The organism is Leifsonia sp. A12D58 (genome assembly GCF_047530025.1).
In the GTDB taxonomy this organism is placed as follows: Bacteria; Actinomycetota; Actinomycetes; order Actinomycetales; family Microbacteriaceae; genus Cryobacterium.
The window spans coordinates 130328-152428 of sequence record NZ_JBLJAT010000002.1 but is presented as its reverse complement, the minus strand read 5'-3'; the positions used below and the strand labels follow the sequence as shown (position 1 = coordinate 152428).

18 protein-coding genes and 2 tRNA genes are annotated in these 22101 nt (G+C 63.4%); 15 read left to right on the top strand and 5 right to left on the bottom strand.

Annotated elements, in window-relative coordinates:
* The first annotated feature begins 48 nt into the window (after nt 1–48).
* From ACMT3I_RS06570 to ACMT3I_RS06530, 9 genes are all read left to right on the top strand, one after another.
* Nucleotides 49–1137, top strand: a complete 1089-nt coding sequence (locus ACMT3I_RS06570; RefSeq protein ID WP_414803666.1) for an ABC transporter permease — start codon at nt 49–51, stop codon at nt 1135–1137.
* A gap of 2 nt (nt 1138–1139) precedes the next feature.
* Nucleotides 1140–2279 (top strand): ABC transporter permease, encoded by a 1140-nt coding sequence (locus tag ACMT3I_RS06565; protein WP_414803665.1) that lies wholly within the window; start codon nt 1140–1142, stop codon nt 2277–2279.
* Nucleotides 2276–3964 (top strand): ABC transporter ATP-binding protein, encoded by a 1689-nt coding sequence (locus ACMT3I_RS06560; protein WP_414803664.1) that lies wholly within the window; start codon nt 2276–2278, stop codon nt 3962–3964. The genes ACMT3I_RS06565 and ACMT3I_RS06560 overlap by 4 nt, the downstream gene beginning before the upstream one ends.
* A 5-nt stretch (nt 3965–3969) precedes the next feature.
* Complete coding sequence (locus ACMT3I_RS06555) at nt 3970–4878, top strand: ATP-binding cassette domain-containing protein (protein WP_414803663.1); 909 nt, start codon at nt 3970–3972, stop codon at nt 4876–4878.
* Nucleotides 4871–5866 (top strand): D-isomer specific 2-hydroxyacid dehydrogenase family protein, encoded by a 996-nt coding sequence (locus ACMT3I_RS06550; RefSeq protein WP_414803662.1) that lies wholly within the window; start codon nt 4871–4873, stop codon nt 5864–5866. Before ACMT3I_RS06555 ends, ACMT3I_RS06550 begins: the two co-directional genes overlap by 8 nt.
* A gap of 77 nt (nt 5867–5943) precedes the next feature.
* A tRNA-Asn gene (locus ACMT3I_RS06545) sits at nt 5944–6016 on the top strand.
* An 890-nt stretch (nt 6017–6906) separates the two neighbouring features.
* A complete protein-coding gene (locus tag ACMT3I_RS06540; RefSeq protein ID WP_414803661.1) occupies nt 6907–7785 on the top strand; it encodes a sensor histidine kinase in 879 nt (292 codons plus the stop codon).
* Entirely contained in the window at nt 7782–8531 is a 750-nt protein-coding gene (locus ACMT3I_RS06535; RefSeq protein WP_414803660.1) for an AzlC family ABC transporter permease, read from the top strand. The genes ACMT3I_RS06540 and ACMT3I_RS06535 overlap by 4 nt, the downstream gene beginning before the upstream one ends.
* Nucleotides 8528–8833 (top strand): AzlD domain-containing protein, encoded by a 306-nt coding sequence (locus ACMT3I_RS06530; RefSeq protein WP_414803659.1) that lies wholly within the window; start codon nt 8528–8530, stop codon nt 8831–8833. The genes ACMT3I_RS06535 and ACMT3I_RS06530 overlap by 4 nt, the downstream gene beginning before the upstream one ends.
* Before the next feature lie 146 nt (nt 8834–8979).
* On the opposite strand, the gene def is transcribed toward ACMT3I_RS06530, so the two are convergent.
* Nucleotides 8980–9546 carry a peptide deformylase gene (gene def, locus ACMT3I_RS06525; protein WP_414803658.1) on the bottom strand — a complete coding sequence of 189 codons (567 nt, stop codon included), beginning with the start codon at nt 9544–9546 and terminating at the stop codon, nt 8980–8982.
* 40 nt (nt 9547–9586) lie between these two features.
* Between def and ACMT3I_RS06520 the strand changes: the two genes are divergently transcribed.
* The 5 genes from ACMT3I_RS06520 to ACMT3I_RS06500 all read left to right on the top strand — a co-directional run bounded on the left by ACMT3I_RS06520 (nt 9587) and on the right by ACMT3I_RS06500 (nt 16855).
* Nucleotides 9587–10501: a DMT family transporter gene (locus ACMT3I_RS06520; protein WP_414803657.1), complete on the top strand. Its 915-nt coding sequence runs from the start codon at nt 9587–9589 to the stop codon at nt 10499–10501.
* A gap of 168 nt (nt 10502–10669) precedes the next feature.
* Nucleotides 10670–11926, top strand: a complete 1257-nt coding sequence (locus ACMT3I_RS06515; RefSeq protein WP_414803656.1) for a glycosyltransferase — start codon at nt 10670–10672, stop codon at nt 11924–11926.
* Between the two features lie 9 nt (nt 11927–11935).
* Nucleotides 11936–12009 (top strand) — tRNA-Ile (locus ACMT3I_RS06510).
* A 456-nt stretch (nt 12010–12465) separates the two neighbouring features.
* Nucleotides 12466–13812: a chloride channel protein gene (locus tag ACMT3I_RS06505; RefSeq protein ID WP_414803655.1), complete on the top strand. Its 1347-nt coding sequence runs from the start codon at nt 12466–12468 to the stop codon at nt 13810–13812.
* Between the two features lie 556 nt (nt 13813–14368).
* Nucleotides 14369–16855 carry an excinuclease ABC subunit UvrA gene (locus tag ACMT3I_RS06500; RefSeq protein ID WP_414803654.1) on the top strand — a complete coding sequence of 829 codons (2487 nt, stop codon included), beginning with the start codon at nt 14369–14371 and terminating at the stop codon, nt 16853–16855.
* Between the two features lie 286 nt (nt 16856–17141).
* Here ACMT3I_RS06500 and ACMT3I_RS06495 read toward each other — a convergent pair whose 3' ends face one another.
* Nucleotides 17142–18002: an SDR family oxidoreductase gene (locus ACMT3I_RS06495; RefSeq protein ID WP_414803653.1), complete on the bottom strand. Its 861-nt coding sequence runs from the start codon at nt 18000–18002 to the stop codon at nt 17142–17144.
* A gap of 220 nt (nt 18003–18222) precedes the next feature.
* Between ACMT3I_RS06495 and ACMT3I_RS06490 the strand changes: the two genes are divergently transcribed.
* On the top strand, nt 18223–19071 hold the full coding sequence (locus ACMT3I_RS06490; RefSeq protein ID WP_414803652.1) for a helix-turn-helix transcriptional regulator: 849 nt from the start codon (nt 18223–18225) through the stop codon (nt 19069–19071).
* A 188-nt stretch (nt 19072–19259) separates the two neighbouring features.
* On the opposite strand, the gene ACMT3I_RS06485 is transcribed toward ACMT3I_RS06490, so the two are convergent.
* The 3 genes from ACMT3I_RS06485 to ACMT3I_RS06475 all read right to left on the bottom strand — a co-directional run bounded on the left by ACMT3I_RS06485 (nt 19260) and on the right by ACMT3I_RS06475 (nt 22072).
* Nucleotides 19260–19445 carry a hypothetical protein gene (locus ACMT3I_RS06485; protein ID WP_414803651.1) on the bottom strand — a complete coding sequence of 62 codons (186 nt, stop codon included), beginning with the start codon at nt 19443–19445 and terminating at the stop codon, nt 19260–19262.
* Nucleotides 19446–19590: 145 nt separating this feature from the next.
* Entirely contained in the window at nt 19591–20781 is a 1191-nt protein-coding gene (locus tag ACMT3I_RS06480; RefSeq protein ID WP_414803650.1) for an acetyl-CoA C-acetyltransferase, read from the bottom strand.
* A gap of 70 nt (nt 20782–20851) precedes the next feature.
* Nucleotides 20852–22072, bottom strand: a complete 1221-nt coding sequence (locus ACMT3I_RS06475) for an acyl-CoA dehydrogenase family protein (protein ID WP_414803649.1) — start codon at nt 22070–22072, stop codon at nt 20852–20854.
* Nucleotides 22073–22101 lie beyond the last annotated feature (29 nt).

Here is a 22101-nt window from a genome sequence, read left to right as displayed (position 1 = left end):
AGTCAGACCCGCCCGCGGGCCTGACCCGTTTGCACATGTTAGGTAGCAATGACCACAGTGGCACCGTCGCCGCCGGCCAGCTCCATCCGGCCAGCCGCACGCACGCGAAAGTCCGGGGGAGGGCTCGGCAGGTACATCCTGATCCGATTCCTGCTGATCTTCCCCACCATCTTCATCTTGGTTTCCATGGTGTTCTGGTTGATGCGGGCCACCGGTGACCCGATCACCGCGGCCCTCGGTGGCAAACTCACCGGAGACCAACTCGCCGAGCGCATCCATGCCGCCGGATATGACCGACCGATCATGGTGCAGTATTTCGAATACCTCGGTCAGATCTTCACCGGCAACTTCGGTACGACGATCAGCACGAACCGCCCTGTCGTCGAGGTGCTCACCACCTATGGTGCGGCAACAGCCGAGCTGGTGTTCTATTCGCTGCTGGTGGCCTTCATCGTCGGCATCCCGCTCGGTATGGTTGCCGCATACTGGCGCGACAAGGGCCAGGATGCCTCGCTCCGCGTCTTCGCCATCCTCTGCTACGCCACTCCGGTCTTCTTCTCCGGTCTGCTGTTCAAGCTGGTCTTCGCCGTCTGGCTCAAGGTGCTTCCCGTCTCGGGGCGAGCATCAACGGGTACCGAGATTCAAATGGAGTTCCTGCCGAACAAGACGGGCTTCTATACGCTTGATGCCATCATGACCGGTGATCCGGCCGCCGTCGCCGACGTACTGGCGCATGCGGTGCTCCCGGCGCTCGCGCTCGGTCTGCTGACCGCCGGAGTGTTCCTTCGCCTCGTACGGACCAACGTCATTGGAACCCTCGGCACCGACTACGTCGACGCCGCGAGGTCGCGTGGCGTCAGCGAGTTCAGGCTGGTGCGCAAGCACGCATACCGTCCGGCGCTCATCCCGATCATCACAGTCATCGGCATGCAGATCGCTCTTCTGCTCGGTGGCGCAGTGCTGACAGAGACCACCTTCGAATGGAAGGGACTCGGCTTCATGCTGTCCGAATTCCTGAAGGCCAGGGACTTCGTTGCCGTGCAGGGAATCGTTGCTCTGCTTGCCGTGATCGTCGCGCTCACCAACTTCATCGTGGACATCATTGCCGCGCTCATCGACCCGAGGGTGAGGTACTGATCATGTCGACACTGACTCCGCCGCCTTCGGCTACACCAGCGACGCCTGAGCTTCCCGTTGCCGAGACGATCGTGACCCCCGCGGCCACTCCGCCGCCGAAGCGCAGTATCTGGTCACGGCTCCCCGTCGTGCACCAGCTGCACCAGAGTGTCGGCCTGCAGCGCGGCATGCTCATCGCCGGCCTCGTCATCACCGGGGTATTCATCCTGATGGCGATCTTCGCGCCGATCCTCGCCCCGTATGGCTTCAGCCAGCTTCGTGATGCTGACGGCCCGTTCGGTGCCCAGCAGCCGCCGAGCGCCGCGCATCCGTTCGGCACGACTGTCGGCGGCTACGACGTGCTGTCGCGCGTGATCTGGGGATCCCAGACCGCGCTCTTCGTGATCGTCGTCGCCGTTGTGCTGTCGATCTTCGCCGGTGTGTTGCTCGGTCTCGTCTCCGGCTACTTCGGTGGCTGGCTCGACCGGATGCTTGTCGTCATCTGCGATGCCGTGTACGCGTTCCCGACGCTCCTGCTCGCCATTGTGATGTCGATCGTGATCTCCGGCGGCAAGTCAAACCTCATCGGTGGAGTGCTGGCTGCGGCCATCTCGATCACCGTCGTTTATATCCCGCAGTATTTCCGCGTGATTCGGGCAGAAACCGTGCGCATCAAGTCGGAGGCCTTCGTCGAATCGGCGCGAGTCCTGGGCGCGAGCAATAGCCGGATCATGTTCAAGCACGTGTTGCGGAACGCCACCAGGACTCTTCCGCTGATCTTCACACTCAACGCGTCCGAAGCTGTCCTGACACTGGCCGGACTCGGCTTCCTCGGATTCGGCATCGAACCGACGAAGGCCGCGGAGTGGGGATACGACCTCAACAAGGCGATCTCCGATGTGACAAGTGGGATCTGGTGGACCTCTGTGTACCCCGGCATCGCCATCGTGCTTGTCGTGCTCGGCATCACCCTGGTGGGTGAGAGCCTCAACGACTTGGCCGATCCGCGTCTGCGCGGTCGTCGCAAGGTCGCAAAGTCAGCTGGTCTCGTCGCCGAAACGTCAGTTGTTCCTGGCGGTACTTTGACCGCGGGCCCCGGAGGCCTTGACGGACTTGAAAGTGAACCGACAATAGACCTAGACGGATTGGAGACCAAGCCGTGAAACATGTCGTGAAGATCACGAACCTCGGGGTGTCGTTCTCAACGGATGCCGGCGCGGTCAAAGCAGTCGACGGAGTATCCCTGAGCGTCGCCCCCGGCGAAGTTCTGGCCATCGTCGGCGAGAGCGGCAGCGGTAAAACAGTCACTGCCAAGACAATCCTGGGCTTGCTGCCTGAAACTGCGACGACGAACGGCGCTGTCGTCCTGTCAAGCAAAGACGGCCGGAGCGAGAACGACATCATCGCGCTCAGCAAGGCACAGCTGCGACAGGTGCGAGGCACTGACGTCTCGATGGTGTTCCAGGAGCCATCCACGGCGCTCAACCCGGTGTACACCGTCGGTTGGCAGATCGCCGAAGGCATCCGGGCCCATGGCGAGTACACGAAAGCAGAGGCGAAGGCCAAGGCCATTGAGATCCTCGGCCGCGTCGGCATTCCAGATCCGGAAACCCGCGTCAACTATTACCCGCACCAATTCTCTGGCGGGCAGAAACAGCGTGTCGTCATCGCGATGGCGCTGGTTCTCGACCCCGGCCTGATCGTTGCCGATGAGCCAACGACAGCACTCGACGTGACGGTGCAAGCTGAGATCCTCGACCTGCTGCGTCGCTGCCGTGATGAGTTCGGTACCGCGATCGTGCTGATCACCCACAACATGGGCGTCGTTGCCGACCTGGCAGACCGCGTCGCGGTGATGTACCAGGGCAAGGTCGTTGAAGAAGCCGATGCGCAGACGCTGTTCTCCAGCCCCAAGCATCCGTATACGAAGCGGCTTCTCGCCGCCGTGCCGCACGTCGGTCAGGGCATCGAGAAGGCTGCGGCCAGGGTCGCGGCCAGAGAGCCTGAGTGGGACTCCAAGCCCGCTGTCGTGGTGGCAGACGACTTGCGCATCCAGTACCCCGGCCGTTTCGGTCGACCGGGCTTTGTCGCGGTTGACGGGGTGAGCTTCAGCATCCGTGCCGGTGAAGTCGTCGGCCTCGTCGGCGAGAGCGGATCGGGCAAGACAACGATTGGGCGTGCGATAGCCGGGCTGACCCGGGTGACGGGTGGTTCGCTGCAGGTTCTCGGTCACGAGATGAACGGCTTCAAGGAACGCAAGTTCAAGCCGGTGCGCAGCGACATCGGGTTCGTCTTCCAGGACCCGGCGTCGAGCTTCAATCCGTTGCTCACCATTGCAGATTGCGTGGCTGAACCGTTGATCGTCCACGGCCGCGCGTCGAGCACCAGTGCTGCGCGGGCCAGGGTGAACGACCTCCTTGAGGCAGTCCAGCTGCCTCGCGCATTCGGCGACCGATTCCCACACGAACTCAGTGGTGGCCAGCGCCAGCGCGCCAGTCTGGCCAGAGCGTTGGCCCTTGAGCCGAAGCTGCTGATCGCTGACGAGCCGACATCCGCTCTCGATGTGTCTGTGCAGGCGCGGGTACTCGAACTCTTCGCCGAATTGCAGCGTGAATTCGGTTTCGCTGCCCTGTTCATCAGCCACGACCTGGCTGTCGTCGACATCCTCGTCGACCGGATCGCCGTGCTGTACAAGGGCAAACTTGTCGAGCAGGGAACGGGCGCTGAGGTGCTCGGTGCGCCCCAGCATCCGTACACCCAGCGGCTGCTCGCTTCGCTTCCCGTGCCTGATCCCGCCGAACAGGCGTTGCGTCGAGAGGAGCTACGCCGGCTGCGTGCGGCAGGATAGTGATTATGAAACGCCAAGCGGTACCTGATTTTCCGATCACAACGAGTGACCTGACGATTGAGTATCCGCCGCACGGCGCGAGCCCGGCGTACGTCGCAGTGCGCGGTTTGTCACTGCGGATGGCGCCGGGCGAAGTCGTCGGGCTGCTGGGGGAGAGCGGATCAGGCAAGACGACGCTGGCGAGGGTTCTCGCCGGAGATACCGTCTCAGCGTCTGGACTCCAGCCGCAGATCACCGGCGGAACGGCGACAGTGCTCGGCATCCCGTTGCGCCGGATCAGCAGGCGCAAGTTCGCAGAGCTCACCTTCGGCGTCGGCTACCTCGCGCAGGATGCCGCGGTGACGCTGCCAAGCAACCTCACCGTCGCGGAAATCGTCGCAGAACCGATTCTCGAACGGGACAAGCACTACAACAAGGCCGCACTCAACACCCGGGTCGCCACCATGATCGACGCGGTGAGGCTGCCGCTCGCGGTGCTCTCTCAATTCCCCTATGAGTTGAGCAGCGGGCAGCGGCAGCGTGTGGCACTGGCCAAGGCGCTGGTGTTCGGCCCGACGCTGCTCATCGCTGACGAGCCGACAGCCGGCGTGGACGTCAGTGTGCGGGATGCAGTGATCGACCTGATCGTCGAGCTACAGCACGAGCGCGCATTCTCGGCGCTCGTGATCAGTCATGACCTGGCGGTGTTGCGCCGGGTGGCGAATCGGATCGCCATCATGCACCAGGGCGTGCTTGTCGGCCTCGGGACGATCGAGGAGGTGTTCCGCGATCCGTGGCATCCGTATGTTGCCAGCATGGCCGAAGCTCTCACCACGCAGGCGCACAATGTGGAGCGCGAGCAAGACCGCGCACAACCGCACGCCGCTCACCACCGGCACAGCGCGCAGACTCGACTGGAGGAATCCAATGACTAATCAGCATCAGGCGGTGTTGCCAGCGGGAATCGCATCAATCGAACCCGTTGCAGTGCCGCCCACACCGGGTCCCATCTCTGTTCTCCCGAATCCGACACCCGTGTTCACCACTGCAGTCGAAGCCGGTGGGGGAGAGGTCGTCCCGTTGTCAGAGGCAACCAGGGGTTTGGTCTGGCTCTCCTACGCGCATTCGAGCGAGCTGGGGGATACGCTCGCCGCCAATCCGCAGATCGATTGGGTGCAACTTCCCTGGGCAGGTGTCGACGCGTTCAGCGACGTTCTCGAGGCTCAGGCCAGGCCAGGGCTCACGTTCACGAGTGCCAAGGGTGCGTACGCCCAGCCCGTTGCAGAACACGCCCTGGCGCTAACACTTGCTCTGCTTCGCGTGTTGCCCAAGCGTGCCAGGGCGACGCACTGGGAGACAAAGCCCGAGGGGCGATCGCTCTACGGTCTCAACGTTGTCATCATCGGAGCAGGCGGAATCGCCCACGAACTCATTTCGTTGCTTGAGCCATTCAGGGCTGACGTGACTGTGGTGCGCCGAAGCGCCGATGCGGTGCATGGCGCGGCACGCACTGTGCAGACCGATCGGCTGCATGAGGTGTTGCCGACAGCGGATGTCGTGATCGTGGCTGCGGCTCTCACCGCGGGCACTCGGCACCTGATCGGTGCGCCCGAACTCGCCCTGATGCAGTCGAACGCCAACCTGGTCAATATCGCCCGCGGACCCCTGGTCGACACGGCTGCTCTGGTCGACGCGTTGGCTGCGGGGCGCATCGCCGGAGCCGCGCTTGACGTGACGGATCCCGAGCCGCTGCCTGACGGGCATCCGCTCTGGCATGAGCCCCGATGCCTGATTACGCCGCACATGGCCGACACGCCCGAGATGACTGCGCCATTGCTCGCAGAAAGAATTCGTTGGAATGTAGCTGCATTCCTCTCAGATGCGCGATTTATTGGGGTAGTTGACCCCCATCTCGGGTATTGACCAGCCGGTTTCGGTCGCTGTGGATTTGGTGAAAGCGCAACCTGTGAAATAAAGTAGCAACGCTGCTCAAGCAGTAATCCTCGATAGCTCAATTGGCAGAGCAGCCGGCTGTTAACCGGCAGGTTGTTGGTTCGAGTCCAACTCGGGGAGCTAAAGGCCACCAAGGGCTCCACCCCTGGTGGCCTTTTTGCTTCTCGTACAGAAAGCCCAGTCTCTTCGGAGGCTGGGCTTTCTGTGTTTAACCAGGGCGGGCCCTGAGCCCTGAGAGCCCTGAGCCCTGAGCCCTGTGCCCTGTGCCATGGCCTCGCTGCGGCCAGAGTCGTGCATAACTCCTGCAATTTGCGGTCGGCCGAGGTTGCCACCCCGTAATCATGCGGGTGTTGTTGGTTCGTGCAGAATTCTGCAGGAGTTATGCAGCGGTAACGCACATAGATATGGATTCAGGCTCGGCACGGGTGCCAGCGGTTGTGGAATCTGTAGCAGGGAGTGCGGGACGCTTCCTGCGCATAACTCCTGCAATTTGCGGTCCGCTGCGATTTCCACCCCGGAATCATGCGGGAGTTGCATTGCCGCGCGGAATTCAGCAGGAGTTATGCAACCAGCAACCAGCAACCAGCAACCAGCAACCAGCAACCAGTAGCCAGTAGCCAGTAGCCAGTAGCCAGTAGCCAGTAGCCAGTAGCCAGTAGCCAGTAGCCAGTAGCCAGTAGCCAGTAGCCAGTAGCCAGTAGCCAGTAGCCAGTAGCCAGTAGCCAGTAGCCAGCAGCCAGCAGCCAGCAGCCAGCAGCCAGCAGCCAGCAGCCAGCAGCAGCCAGCAAACGGGCGCGGAGCGTGACAGTACCAGACAGGGCCACAGCACGGATCCCCGTATAGTTGCGGAGGCGCCGATACTGGTATTCCGCGGTTTCTGCTCGCAGCGTGGCGGTTCACATGCCCTCCGGTGCGCCAGGTCGCCCTCGATTTCACCTCTGGTGACCTTCTTGTTTCTCTCGTACTGTGCAGATAGGTGTCGCGCAGGTACGTACAACGAAAGGCATGGGATGGACTTCTGGTTGATCCTCAGCGCAGGGCTCGGCGTTCTCGTCGTCATTCTCGCGATTCTCTGGCTCACGGCTCTGCGCGCGTCACGGCGCACGCGCCTCGATCGCAGCAACGCAGAGCGTGCCCGTATTGACCTCGAACTGTCGCTCGCCGAGCAGCAGGGCCGACTCGGCATCATCCGCGAACTGCAGGATGTCGCCGTGCTGGCGGTCTCCAAACTGATCACCCGCGCAGAGGGCTCGCGCTACACGGCCGAGAACGACCCGTCGAGCGCGGTGCGCGTGATGACAGCACTCGTCGAAGACGGAAGATATGCACTTGCCGACATGCGTCGCGTGCTCACCATTGCGCGTGAGGGCGAGTCAGTCGCTGCGATGAAGCCCGGCCTGAAATCTGCCCGCGACCTGTTCAGGGTGATGCACGACGCCGGACTCGTCATCAGCTTCACCGAGACCGGCGAACGCTTTCCGCTCAAGCCCGGTGCGGAGCTCGCGATCTTCCGCATCCTGCAGAGCTCTCTGGCCAACACGCTCAAGCACGGTGGTATCGGCACAGAGGCGCGCGTCTCGTTCAGCTGGAGCCACGACGGCCTGCAGCTCTTGATCGACGACGACGGCATCCGTGCAGCCGCGCGCAGGGCCGCGCGTGAACCAGATGCCGCAGCAGCCCCGACCTCCTACTCGATCGAAGACGACCTGAAGGCGCTCAACGAGACGCTGTCCGGTGCGGGGCTCACCCAGATGCGGGAACGCACCCAGCTGTTCGGTGGCGTCTTCAACGCCGGAACCGTTCCTGGCGTCGGCTTCTCGGTGTCTGCCGTGTTCCCGTCACTGCGTTTCCACAATGGCGTTCACGGAGTGGATCTGGCCCGCTCGTGAACGAAGCGTCTCCCGCCGGTGACGATGACGTCACCGAAGCGGCAGTCAATCGGAGTGCAGTGCGCTCCGGACTGGCCGTCGGACTGGCCACCGCCGCGTACGGTGTCTCGTTCGGCGCCCTCTCTGTGGCCTCAGGTCTCGACATCTGGCAGACGTGCTTCCTTAGTCTGATCATGTTCTCTGGTGGCTCCCAGTTCGCCCTGGTCGGCGTCGTAGCCGCCGGGGGAGCGGCTGCGGGCCCCGCGGCCATCGCCAGCGCGGCGCTTCTCGGCACACGCAACAGCATCTACGCCATCCGCACTGCCCCGATCGTCGGGCGTGGCTGGCTCAAGCGGATCGCCGGCGCCTGGCTCACCATCGATGAATCGACGGCCGTCGCCCTCGCCCAGCCGACTCCGCGCAGCAAGAAGCTCGGCTTCTGGGTGACAGGGCTCGCGATCTTCATCGGGTGGAACATCACGACGCTCATCGGCGCCCTGCTGGGGGATGCAATGGGGGACACCCGCGCCTACGGGCTGGATGCCGCCGCTGCTGCCGCCTTTGTCGGCCTGCTCTGGCCGCGGCTGAAGAACATGCAGACGGGTGCTGTCGCGGTTGCAGCTGGTGTCGTGGCGACGCTCCTGACCCCGGTACTGATGCCAGGGCTGCCGGTGCTTGTGGCGGCTCTGGTCGCCATCGTCATCGGCGCGTTCAACCTGCTCGGTGCCCGATCGGTTGCGATTGATTCGCCTGGAGGTGCAGGTTGACGCTCTGGCAGATCATCATCCTGGCGTCGATCGCCTGCGTCGTGCTCAAAATGCTCGGTTTCCTGGTGCCGGCCCACGTGCTGGAGAATCCCGCGGCGTCGCGCATCGCCGACCTGCTCACCGTGGCGTTGCTTGCGGCACTCATCGCCGTGCAGACACTCGGTCAGGGGCAGTCCATCGTGGTGGATGCGCGTGTGCCCGCCGTCATCGTGGCCATCGCGCTCTTCGCCCTCCGCGTGCCGTTCATCATCGTGGTCATCGTGGCGGCCGTCGTCGCTGCCGCCATCCGCGCCTTCGCCTGAGCAACGAAAAAGGCAACGAACGAAAAAAGGCAACAAAGCCCTGAGCAACGAAGCCGTGAGCAACAGAGCCCTCAGAATAAGAAACCGCCCGGCACCATCGGGTGCAGGGCGGTTCTTATGCAGCGGATGCTCTCCGCGACATGGATTCAGTCTTCGAGGTTGTCGACTCCGGGCAGCCAGGACAGGCCGGGCACGCCCCAGCTGCGCTTGCGGCTGATCTTCGCTGCCAGCTTGGCATCCGGGTACTCCAGGCGATCGACATACAGCGTGCCGTCAAGGTGGTCGAACTCGTGCTGGAAGATGCGAGCGAGCCAGCCGTCTGCCCGGATCTCGAAAGGCTGCTGGTCGAGGTCGACAGCGCGCAGAATTGCTGACTGTGCCCGCATCAGTGGGAAACGCTCGCCGGGGAACGACAGGCACCCCTCGACATCCTCGTCTTCGTCGGCAAAGCCGGCAGGGATGGGGGTGATCCACAGCTCTGGGTTGATGGCCACCCCGCGCCACGTGACGTCATCATCGTCCGTGTAGCTGAACGTGAACAAGCGCAGGCCGACTCCCACCTGCGGGCCGGCGAGACCGACGCCGGGGGCGGCATCCATCGTCTCGAACATATCGGCAACCAGAGCGCGCAGGTCATCGTCGAAATCGACGACGGGAGCGGCGGGGGTGTGCAGGACAGGGTCACCAGAAATAAGTATTGAGCGTACGGCCATTTGACAAGAATATCGGGCGGCTTCTCGATATGGTCGAACCGTGACTCCTGACCTGACTGAACTGGCAGTAGACATCGCAATCGACCCTCGGCAGGCCATCGGAATTCCCATTGCCCTGATCGGTGCGGTGTTCCTCTCGCTCGGTGCACAATTCCAGCACCGCGGTGTGGGAAAGGTCGAAGCGAACACCGAACAGGTGACCGGCGGACTCAACGTCAAACAGCTGATGTTGCTGCTCTCACGGCCGTCATGGGTGTTCGGCACGATCATGCTCGGCCTGGCCATCGTGTTCCAGCTGACTAGCCTGTATTTCGCCCCGTTGATTGTGGTGCAGCCGCTCGGTGCTGTCGCCCTGGTGATCACGGCCATCCTCAACGCCAGGATCAGCCATGTTCGCCTCAATCGTCCATCAATCATCGCCATCGCGATGTGCGTCGGTGGCGTCGGCCTCTTCGTCACAGTCGCCGCATTCACCGCCGTCGACAAGCCGGTCACTGATCAGAACCTGGTGACGATCCTCATCATCCTGGCTGTCGTTCTGATACTCGCGGGGATCGCGTTCGTGACGCTGCGCAAGCGGTTCAAGGCGATTTTCTACATCATCGGCGCCGGTGTGCTCTACGGATTCGTCGCGACGCTGGCCAAGGTCATCCTCAACCGGGTGCAGCACGAGAACTTCGAGGGGCTCACATTCATTTGTCTTCTCGGGCTTCTGCTTGCCGCAGCCCTCGGTGGCTACTTCGTGCAGAATGCCTACGCGTCTGGCCCGCCTGACCTCGTGATCGCCGGTCTGACCGTCGTCGATCCGCTGATCGCCGTCGGCATCGGAATCGTTGTCCTCGGTGAGGCTTCACAGGCGCCGCCGTGGGCAGGATTCATCTTTGTCATCGCCGGAGCGATAGCGATCTGGGGCGTGTTCCGGCTCTCGAAGTACCACCCACAGTCGGCTGAATAGCGAGCTGACGGGCTATGACGCGAATCAAGACGCGCCGGGAAACACGGGCACTCGCAGCTGCCCGGTTTAGAATAGGGTTCGAAGTGACTTGCGCGTCAGCGCGTTTTCGCTTCCCAGACTTCCTGTCGGACGATCATTCCCGGCACACCAACGTAGGGACCTAGCCACTTGTCAGACTCGACTCACTCGCGCGACGCCCACACAGGCAACGCCGCACAGGCGAAGAAGCCGATCCGTGTGCTGATCGCAGCCGATACCTTTGCCCCAGACGTCAACGGGGCCGCGCGCTTCGCTGAACGGCTTGCAGCCGGTCTCGTGAACCGTGGGCACATCGTGCACGTGATGGCTCCAGCCGCGTCGCGCAAGCATGGCTCCTGGGTCGAGACGCACGAGGGCCAGCAGATGATGGTGCACCGCTTGCACAGCTGGCGCTGGTACCCGCACGACTGGCTGCGATACGCACTGCCGTGGATCATCCGCCCGGTCAGCCGCCGCGTGCTCGACGATTTCAAGCCGGATGTCGTGCACTTCCAATCTCACATCAACGTGGGTCGTGGGGTCACGATCGAGGCCGAGAAGCGCGGCATCCGCATGATCGGTACGAATCACTTCATGCCCGAGAACATGCTCGAGTTCACAGGGATCCCCAAGGGTCTGCAGGATCGCGGCATCGCCATGGCGTGGAAAGCGGCCAGGCGCACCTTCGGACGCGCAGAAGCTGTCACGACGCCGACTCAGCGTGCCGCAGAGTTCCTGGAGAAGTACACCGGACTGACCGGCGTGCGCGCGATCTCGTGCGGCATCGACGCAGATAACTACTCGCCCAACTTTGAGCCGCGTACCGAGAACCGCATCCTCTTCGTGGGCCGTGTCACCGGTGAGAAGCAGATCGACGTGCTGTTGCAAGCCGTCGCGCTGCTGGATCCCAGCCTGGACGCCCAGGTCGAGATCGTCGGCGGTGGAGACCAGAAGCGCAACTTGGAGCACCTGGCGATCAGTCTGGGCATCAAGAATCGTGTCACGTTCACGGGCTACGTCACCGATGACGAGCTACGAACCGCATACTCACGAGCAACAGTGTTTGCCATGCCGTCGATTGCCGAGCTGCAGAGCATCGCGACGATGGAGGCCATGGCATCCGGTCTGCCCATTGTCGCCGCCGACGCCATGGCGCTGCCGCACCTCGTGCACGATGGCAAGAACGGGTACCTGTTCGAGCCGAGCAGCGCGAAGGATCTCGCGGCGAAGCTGACCACCGTGCTGACGGCTGCACCGGATGATCTGAACGCGATGAAGAATGAGTCGCTGAAGATGATCGAGGCGCACGACATCAATCGGACGTTGAGCACTTTCGAAAACCTGTATCGTGGTGAGCCGGTGCCCGATATGGTCGCCGACGAAGCTTCTGCCCACTCTCCGGAGTAAGCAGAACTCGGGGTGGTAGCTCAGCTGGTTAGAGCAGCGGACTCATAATCCGTCGGTCACGGGTTCAAGTCCCGTCCGCCCTACTGTAAATTGATCTGATCAGGATTTTCCTTTCCCGAGGTCGCTTTCAGTTCAGTGGATCAAAACTTGCTACGCATTAAACTCCGGCCTAGGGTTTCGCGCGGATAGCATGCGTTGTTCACTTTCGGTGCTCAGCTCCAACTTGGGTGGGAGCCTAGTTCTCGAAATCGGTTGGCTCCGATTCGCCCTTGGGCGATCTTTACGCCGTGCATGTGTCCAGGCAGAACAAGCGCTGCCCTTGCTGGTTAAGAGTGTTGTCGGCGGCCATTCTGGATTGGCGTCAACAGTGGATCAGATGAGACCTATTGCGCGGAAACTACCCGCGATTAGTGGGCTCCCTGGAATGATCGGCTGTCTTCGGAGGTGCATCTCATCGCGGATTGGGCGCGACTGCCCTCGCGGAGTATCACGCAGGGTAGGTGATTCCCTGCCGTGCAACTTGCGGATATGGTCACTCCATGTCCTCGACCGTGAGCCCGCCACCTGATCCGATCGCGATGCTGCGATCCAAGAGCTATCTCGCGCTCCTTGTCTTGGCCGCGCTCATTGGTGTTCCGATCTCCGCTGCGGCGTACTTCTTCCTCGCGCTCATTGGCGTCATACAGACGTGGATCTTTACGACCTTGCCTGAAGCGCTGGGCTCCGGCGCTGCACCCATCTGGTGGCCGTTTGTTCCCCTTCTGGTCGCCGGAGTACTCGTTGCGCTGACGATCCGCTACCTACCGGGAAAGGGTGGGCACTCCCCGGCCGACGGCTTCGCGATGGAGGGCCCACCGACCGGGCGGCAGATCCCCGGCGTGGTACTCGCTGCGTTTGCGACCCTGAGCCTGGGCGTCGTGCTCGGCCCCGAGGCGCCATTGATTGCCCTCGGTGCTGGACTTGGCGCCCTGACAGTGAGGCTCGTCAAGCGCGACGCGCCGCCTCGATCGCAGACGATGATGGCGGCCGCGGGCAGCTTCGCCGCCATCAGTACGCTCCTTGGCTCACCGCTCACGGGCGCCTTTCTGCTTATGGAGGCATCGGGGCTGGGCGGCGCGACCCTGGGGCTCGTGCTCGTACCCGGTCTGTTGGCGGCAGGGATCGGCTCACTAGTGTTCATCGGCCTCGACGCCTGGACCGGCTTGGGAACCTTTTCACTAGCGATTTCCGACATCCCACCCGCGGAGGCTCCCACGGGTGCGCAGTTCCCCTGGGCAATACTGATTGGACTCGCGGCCGTACCGGTCGGCGCCGGAATCCGTTGGCTGGGCGTTGCCCTTCGACCGCACATCGAGCGTCGGATGCTGCTCCTCATGCCCGTCGTCGGCCTGGCGATCGCGGGCCTGGCAGTCGGCTATGCCGTAATCAGCGGCAGGAGTGCATCCGAAGTCCTGTTCTCGGGACAGGACGCCTTGGGTCCGTTCATTGCGAACGTGTCCGAGTACACCGTCGGCGCGTTGCTCCTCCTCATTGTGTGCAAGGGAGTCGCGTACGGTTTGGCGCTGAGCAGCTTTCGTGGCGGCCCCACTTTTCCTGCGCTCTTCATCGGAGCCGTTGGTGGAGCCGCCCTGTCGCATCTGCCGGGCCTGCCAATGATTGCCGGTGTCGCGATGGGCATCGGGGCGATGTCGGTCGTTATGCTCAAGCTGCCCCTCACCTCCGTCCTACTCCCAACGCTAATCCTTGCCTCGGATGGGTTGACGCTCATGCCGCTCGTGATTGTCGCGGTCGTGGTCGCCTATGTCGTCTCCGCCCTCTTCACGCCGCCGGCCGCAATGCTCGCCCCGACCCCGGTTCTCAAGCCGGGACCATCTGTCAGGTCCTAGCGGCGGATGTCGAATCATCGGGCTGGGCTTTATCCGACGCCGATCATGTGAAGCTGTGGAATCGACCGGTGCCGTCGTACAAGGTGATCAGGTCGCCGATTCGGACGTCGACAGCAGGGATACGCGCGGCTTCGAACATGCGCTAATCATGTCGTGTTCCTCATGGTGTGACGCTCGCTCGGGAATCACGCAACACCAATTCGATCAAGTTGCGCACCAGCGACGGCAAGCGGAGCGCTGTGCAGGGGTGCCGGCCGACCAGCGCACGGACTATATCGACCCGTTCGCAAAGGACAGAGATCCCCGGCGGCAGAAGAGTCAAGTGAAGTAGCTGCTCACGTCGTCGGTCGTTGTCACACGGGCAATGTCCTGCTGCACACCTCCATTCTTGTCGCCAGGTCCGCAGATCGCATGCGCCTCACCCTGTTCTGTGCCCGAGCTGCAGAGCATAATGAGCGGATGTCGAGTGAGTCGGTCGCATCGCGCCGGCCGGCAGGGAGTCGTGCCATGACGAATCACTTAAATTCGAGTGCCTGCACGCTGATGGCCACCGCTGATGCTTCCTGACGCGATCCGGGTGCGTGGCGCCCGAGTGAACAACCTGAAGAACGTCGACGTCGATGTGCCGCTTCACACCCTCGTCTCGATCGCTGGTGTGTCCGGCTCCGGCAAATCGTCGCTCGCCCTCGGCGTGCTCTACGCCGAGGGCTCCCGTCGGTATATCGAGGCGCTTTCCACCTACACGCGCCGGCGCCTCTCGCAGGCCGCCCGTGCCGTCGTCGACAGTGTGGAGCACGTTCCGGCCGCACTCGCGCTTCGCCAGCGTCCCGCCATCCCTGGGGTGCGGTCCACCTTCGGCACATCAACAGAACTCCTCAACAGCCTGAGACTCATTTACTCCCGACTCGGGTGCCACCAGTGTCCGAACGGGCATCGGCTGCAGCCGACGATCGACGTCGCGCTGGACCGCCCCCTGACCTGCCCGACCTGCGGGGTAGTGTTCCCGCCCCCGAGTGCGGAGTCGTTTGCATTCAACAGTGAGGGTGCTTGCGAGCGTTGCCAGGGAACGGGGATCGTCCGCGACGTCGACGACAGCACCCTGGTGCCCGACGAGACGATCAGCATTGACCAGGGCGCTGTCGCACCATGGGGAATGTTCGGGCTGGCCGCCAACCCGAAAGTGGTTGCCGAGATGGGAGTGCGCACGGACGTGCCCTTCAGCGAGCTCACTGAGCACGAGCGGCAGATCGTGTTCGCTGGGCCCGCTGAGAAACGGATCGTGCTGTTTCCATCGAAGAACGGCAAACTGTTCGAACTCAATGCCACCTATCGCAATGCCCATCAGGCGGTGGTTGAAGCCCTGCGCAAGGCCGAGACCGAGAGCGGGCTCGGCAGGATCGAGCGGTTTCTGAGCGTGCAGACCTGTCCGGTGTGTCAGGGGAGCAGGTTAAACGCCCGGGCGCGCTCCACACTGGTCGACGGAATCAACCTTGCGGACGCGACGGCGCTGACACTTGAGGACGTTGCCGCGTGGGTGCAGACCCTGCCCGCTTCAATGCCTCCGGACATGACAGCAATGGCCGACAGCATCGTCGCCAATATGGTGGAGGCCGCGCAGATGCTTCTCGGGCTGGGTCTCGGCTATCTGACGCTGGACCGTGCCTCTGCCACCCTCTCCACCGGCGAACGGCAACGCGTGCAGCTCTCGCGTGCGGTTCGCAACCGCACAACGGGTGTGCTGTACGTGCTTGATGAGCCGTCGATCGGCCTGCACCCAGCCAACATTGACGGGCTCCTTGCCGTTATCCGGAGTCTCCTGAGCGACGGCAACTCCGTTGTCGTGGTCGATCATGACACTCACGTCATCGGCGAAGCTGACTGGTTGATCGAAATTGGACCCGGCTCAGGCGCGGCCGGTGGTCGCGTCATCGCCTCAGGGACGCTCGCCGACATCGCCGCCAACCCACATTCGCGGATCGCGCCATTGTTGAGCGCGAGCGGTCATGACGTTGTGCGCCAACGGGCCAGCGCGTCAACGCTCTTTGCCCATGGCCGTATCCAGATGTCTACGACATCCGTCCACACCGTCCACGCGCTCGATCTCGACATTCCCAAGGGCCGCCTGACGACGGTCACCGGCGTGTCCGGCTCCGGGAAGACAACCTTGATTCTCGAGAGCCTCGTGCCCGCACTGATCGCCCGCGCCACGGGCACGAAGCTTCCCAGCCACATCACTGACGTCGACCCCAGCGGCATCCGGGTCGTCGACGTCGTGGATGCGTCGCCCATCGGAGTCAACGTCCGCTCCACCGTCGCCACCTACAGTGGCGTGCTCGACGACCTGCGTCGCGCGTATGCTCGAACCCCCGACGCAACCGAGCGCGGCTTGAAGACGGGGGACTTCTCCTACAACACGGGATCCCTGCGCTGTCCCGACTGCGACGGCACCGGCCAGATCTCCCTTGACGTGCAGTTTCTCCCCGACGTCGCCATCGTCTGTCCTGCCTGCAACGGCAGCCGGTACAACCCGACAGCATATGGAATCCGCCGCCCTTCGACGGATGGCGCGGGGGAGCCGCTCAGCCTGCCGGATCTTCTCTCGCTCACTGTCGACCAGGCACTGCCTGCCCTCACCGACGTGAAGCGGGTTCACTCCCGGCTTCAGGTGCTCGCTGACCTCGGCCTTGGATACCTGACCCTCGGTGAAGCCACGACGGCGCTTTCCGGCGGTGAAGCGCAGCGGCTCAAACTCTCTGCCGATGTCGGGCGCGACCAACACGACGCCCTCTTCGTGCTCGACGAACCCTCGATCGGCCTGCATCCCCTCGACGTGCAGGTTCTCTTGCGGGTTCTGCAGCGGCTCATTGACCACGGCGCCACCGTCGTGACCATCGAGCACGACCTCGACATGATCCGCGCGTCTGACTACATCGTCGATCTCGGACCGGGCGGAGGGTCAGCAGGTGGACGCGTCGTCGCCACAGGCACGCCGGAGGAGATCGCGGGCTCGGCTGACAGCGTCACGGGTCGATATCTAAAATGAAGACGGCGGTCGGTGACGGGTCGCTTACTGACTACAACGTGCCGCAGACTGGAGGGGTGAATGATGACGACCTGGATGACGGCAGTGACTTCTTTGATGGTCCGCCGTGCCCCGCGTGCGGTGTGGAGATGCAGGATGACGGTGTCGACACTGCCGAGGGGATCGAGTCCTGCCACCGCTGTCCGCGCTGCAAGTTGGTGCTCGTAATTCCCGGCTACTGAGAAGCTCCGGGTCGCGGAGCTGACAGAGAGCTGGTGGCCCTCTCAGGCCACCAACATCCAAGCGCCTAGTCCTTCAGCGCCAACGCCACACTCGCAGCCATCGGGGTAGTGGGCCGACCCAGCAGCGTGCTCAGGTCGCTGGTGATGTAGTCCAACGTGCCATTCGCGATCGCGACATCGGCATCGACGATGAGCTCGACGATGTGCTCGGGCAGTCCGGTCTGATTCAGCATCTGGCGGTAGTCCTCAGCCGGAAGATCCGCGTACGTGACAGTCTTGCCAGACTGTGCTGTGACCTCGGCTGCAAGGTCAACCAGCGTCCACGTAGTGTCGCCGGTGAGGTCGTAGAGCTTTCCGGCTTGGTCGTCGAGGGTCAGGATGATTGCCGCGGCTTCGGCAAGGTCAGCGCGGCTCGCCGAGGCCATCCGACCCGTGCCCGCGCTCCCGGCGAGGGTGCCATAGGTGAGGGCCGCGCTGATGCCGGCCGTGTGGTTCTCGGCGTACCAGCCGTTGCGCAGGATGACCGCGGGAATCCCGGACGCAACGATGGCCTCTTCAGTGGCCCGGTGCACGGGCGCCATTCCCATCAAGTTGGTGGGGGAGTGTGTCACAGATGTGTATGCGAGGAGTTCTACGCCGGCCGCGATCGCAGCGTCGACTGCTGATTGGTGCTGGGCGACGCGCATGGCATCTGGACCCGAGGGTGAGGACACCAGCAGCACCCTGTCGGCGCCTGCGAATGCATTCAGCAGTGACTCGGGGTTGTTGTAGTCGGCAAAGCGAACTTCAATGCCCAGGCTGGCCAATGCTGCGGCCTTCGGAGATTCGAGGTCAACAGCGATGATCTCGCTGGCGGGTATCCGGGAGAGCAAGTGATTGATGATCTGGTGTCCAAGTTGACCTGTGGCTCCGGTGATGACAATCATGAATGAGTTCCTTACAGATTAATGAAATGGGGCAAGAAGGCCAGCAGTTCGTCGGTTCGATGGATCTTCTTCGACACCCTGATGGTCATGATCTTCACCGTACGGTGCAATGCCAACCTGCTCCAGAGACGTCCGGTCCTAGCGTCTCTGGCCGCGGATGACCCATCCTGGGAGCGGGAGTACCAGCCACTTCAAAGTTGATGCTGCAACACTTGAAGTCATGAGTTCGTCGGGAGAATTGGCAGAATTGTTGAGGGTATGGCGGGAGCGCCTTGCCCCGCAGATGGCAAATATGCCGGCACGCTCCACTCGGCGCACCGCCGGTCTGCGGCGCGAAGAACTAGCCGTGTTGGCCAATGTGTCAGTCGACTACATAGTGCGACTCGAGCAGGGACGCTCGTCAGCTCCCTCTGTGCAGGTCTGTGTCGCGATCGCCAGGGCATTGCAGCTCAGCGACACTGAACAGGAGCACCTGTTCCGTCTTGCCGGGCATGCCACCGGCGGCGGTCGCATCGGCAGGATGGTGCCCGCAAGCATTCGCCGACTTGTGGAACGCGACAGCAAACGGCCAGTGGCCGTCTTTGATGCGATGTGGAATCTTCTGCTCTGGAACCCGATGTGGGCGGCGCTGATGGGCGACCCCTACTCATCGCGAGAAGCGGATCGCAACCTTTTGTGGCTGCACTTCGCTGGCGATTCGGACTGCCATCTGCACGGTCCCGTCAGCGCAGACGCACTTGACGCGTCATTGGTGGGCGACCTGCGCCGAAGCGCGGGGCGTTACTCCGACGACCCCCAGTTGTTGCAACTTGTCGCACGGCTGAACGAGACAAGCGTTCAGTTCCAGGAGATCTGGGCGCGTCACGAGATCAATGAACACGGGCCAACGATCAAGCGGGTCGTTCACTCCGAGGTGGGCACGCTTGACGTGGATTGTGACATCCTCACCACTCAGCGCCATGATCTGCGGATCATGATGTGCACCGCAGAGCCCGATAGTGAATCAGCAAGCAAGCTGGCACTACTCGGAGCTATCGGTACCCAAAAGATGATGGTTGGTTCTCGCTAGAGAGTACCCGGCCGCTTTAGCAGCTGCAGCGGTCGGCCTGGGGAACGCCAGCCAGCGCCTCTTCGACGTGCTCGCCGCAGCCTGCCCATGTTGGCTTGTTGCAGTTCTGGCAAGTGACGCGTGCGCACATAGTGTGTATTCCTCTGTAATCAGTTGGTGTGTAGGTAACGACTGGGCTGCGGGCGCGCCTAGCGGCCGAACAGGCGAGCGAAGAACCCGCCGCGATTCGCCGACGCGGCCTCAATCTGAGCCGGTGTGTGGGTGCCGTTGCACCAGTTCGATGCAGGCACGCTCTGCTTCACCGTCTGTATGTGCTGGCCGCAGCCCGCCCATGTCGTTTTTCCGCATACGCGGCATCGTGTTGCTCGGCACATCTGGCACACCCTTGTCGTGGTAAGAATTGCGAATACCCTCGGGGGTATCCCCAACTATACCTATGGGGGTATATCGGCTGTCAAATCGACCGAGTGCGGACCGCGCGGCGCTGCGGTGGCGTGAGAGGGGTGGAACCTGGTCGATCTACGCGCTGAGAATCAACGCCTCGCCCTGACCGCCGCCGCCGCAGAGCGCTGCGACGCCGATACCGCCACCACGCTTCTTCAGGGCGAGGGCGATGTGCAGTGCCAGGCGTGCGCCGGATGCCCCGACCGGATGGCCGAGAGCGATGGCACCGCCCGACTGATTGACGCGGGCAAGATCGATGCCGAGATCATCGGCTGACTGCAGCACGACAGAGGCGAATGCCTCGTTGATCTCGATCAGGTCGAGCTGGTCGCCGGTGATGCCCTGCTTGCGCAGTGCAGCGGCGATGGCATTCGCTGGCTGCGAGTGCAGCGAACCGTCGGGCCCGGCAACCTGTCCGGGTGCGCCGATCTCTGCCAGCCATTCGACGCCATTGCGCTTGGCCCACGCCTTGCTCGCCACCACCACGGCCGCAGCGCCATCGGTGAGCTGCGACGCGTTGCCCGCAGTGATCGTGCCGTCGGGATTGAACACCGGCGAGAGCCTGGCGAGACCCTCAACCGTCGTTGTCGGGCGGATGCCATCGTCCTCGGCGACAAGCACCGGCTCACCGCGGCGCTGCGGCACGGCGACAGGAGCGATCTCATCGGCGAAAACTCCGGCTTCTCTGGCCTTCGCAGCGCGCAGGTGTGACGCAGTTGCGTACTCGTCCTGACGCTCGCGCGAGATCGAGCGGATGGCGTTGCCGTCATCTGTCGCCTGCCCCATCAGCTTGCGGTCGAACGGGTCCTGCAGCCCGTCGTAGTTGAGAGAGTCGTGCAGCGTGCGGTCGCCGAGGCTGAACGACTGACGCGACTTCAGCAACAGGTGCGGCGCGTTGCTCATCGACTCCTGACCACCGGCCACCACGACCTGCGCCTCACCTGTGCGCACCAGCCTGGCGGCATCGATGATGGCCGTCAGCCCAGACAGGCACAGCTTGTTGATTGTCACCGTGGGCACGTCCCAGCCGACACCGGCGCCGATGCTGGCCTGTCTGGCGGGCCCCTGACCCGCGCCGGCCTGGATGACCTGCCCCATGATGACGGCATCCACCTGCTGCGCCGCGACGCCCGAGCGCTCGAGTGCCGCGCGGATGGCGTGGCTGCCGAGTTCGGTGGAACCGAGCGACGCGAAGGCGCCGTTGAACTTGGCGAACGGCGTGCGCGCGCCACCGATCAGTACCGGGGTTATCTCATCGTTGGTCATGCGTCGTACTCCTGTGCGTGAGGGCTGTGCGTAAAGGCTGATGGTCAGGGAGGGATGAAAAGGGCGAAACTTAGCCGGTGAAGGCCGAGTGTCCGGTGATCTCACGCCCGAGGATGAGCGCCTGAACGGTCTCAGTTCCCTCGTAGGTGTGCAGCGACTCGATATCGGCGAAATGGCGGGCGACCCGGTTCTCCAGCAGGATGCCGTTGCCACCGAGCAGATCACGCGCGTTGGCGGCGATCGAACGCGCAGTGCGAGTCGCCGTGTACTTGCCGAGTGAGGCCTGCGGACCGCTGAGGTCGTGCGCCTCGTCGAGCCGGGTCAGCTGCACAACGAGCGTCTGCAGCTGCGTGAGCTCGCTCAGCATGCGGCTGAGGCGCTCCTGCACGATCTGGGAGGCAGCCAGCGGGCGGCCGAACTGCACCCGCTGCGTGGCGTAGTGCACCGCGGTCTCGTAGCAGGCAGTTGCCTGTCCGAGGGCGCCCCAGGCCACACCGAGGCGGGTCGCCTGCAGCACTGTCGAGGTGTCACGGAAGCTGTGGGAGCCGGGCAGCAGAGCGGATGCCGGCACCTCGACATCCTCGAGCACGATGTGCGCCTGCCAGATAGCTCGCAGCGACGCCTTGCCGGTGATGGTCTTCGCCCGGTACCCCGGGGTGTCCTGCGGCACCAGGAAGCCGTGCACCTGGCCGTCGTCACCGCGGGCCCAGACGACGGCGACGTCGCCGACGGAACCACTGCCGATCCATTTCTTCTCACCGGTGATCACGAAGCCGTTATCGGTGGTGATTGCACGAGTTTCCAGGCTCACCGAGTCGGAGCCGTGGGTCGGCTCTGTCAGGGCGAACGCGCCGATCTTGCGTCCGCGGGCGAGCGGCTCCAGCCACTCGGCCTTCTGTTCAGGCGAGCCGTGCAGTGCGATCGAGCGCAGAGCGAGGGCGCCCTGCACGCCGATGATGGTACTCACCGAACCGTCACCGCGGCTCACCTCGGCCATGATCAGGCCGGCGGCCATCGGGCTCATCGGCTCAAAGCCGTCGATGTCGAGGCCGTCGCGCAGCAGGTCGAGCTCGCCCAGGCGCGGTACGAGATGCAGTGGGTACTCCGCGCGATCCCAGTAGCCGTCGATCACCGGGAGCACGTCTTCGCGCACGAATGCCCGTGCGCGGTCGCGGTAGGCCAGGTCCTCGGCCGAAATGCCGCGGAAGACGCCGGCGAAGTCTGGATCGAGCGGCTCGTCGAGGTGGTACTCAGGGGCTGTCGTGCCGACGAGGGTGGGCTGGGCTGCCATGTCAGGCTCCTTATTCTGTGGTGGTCGGA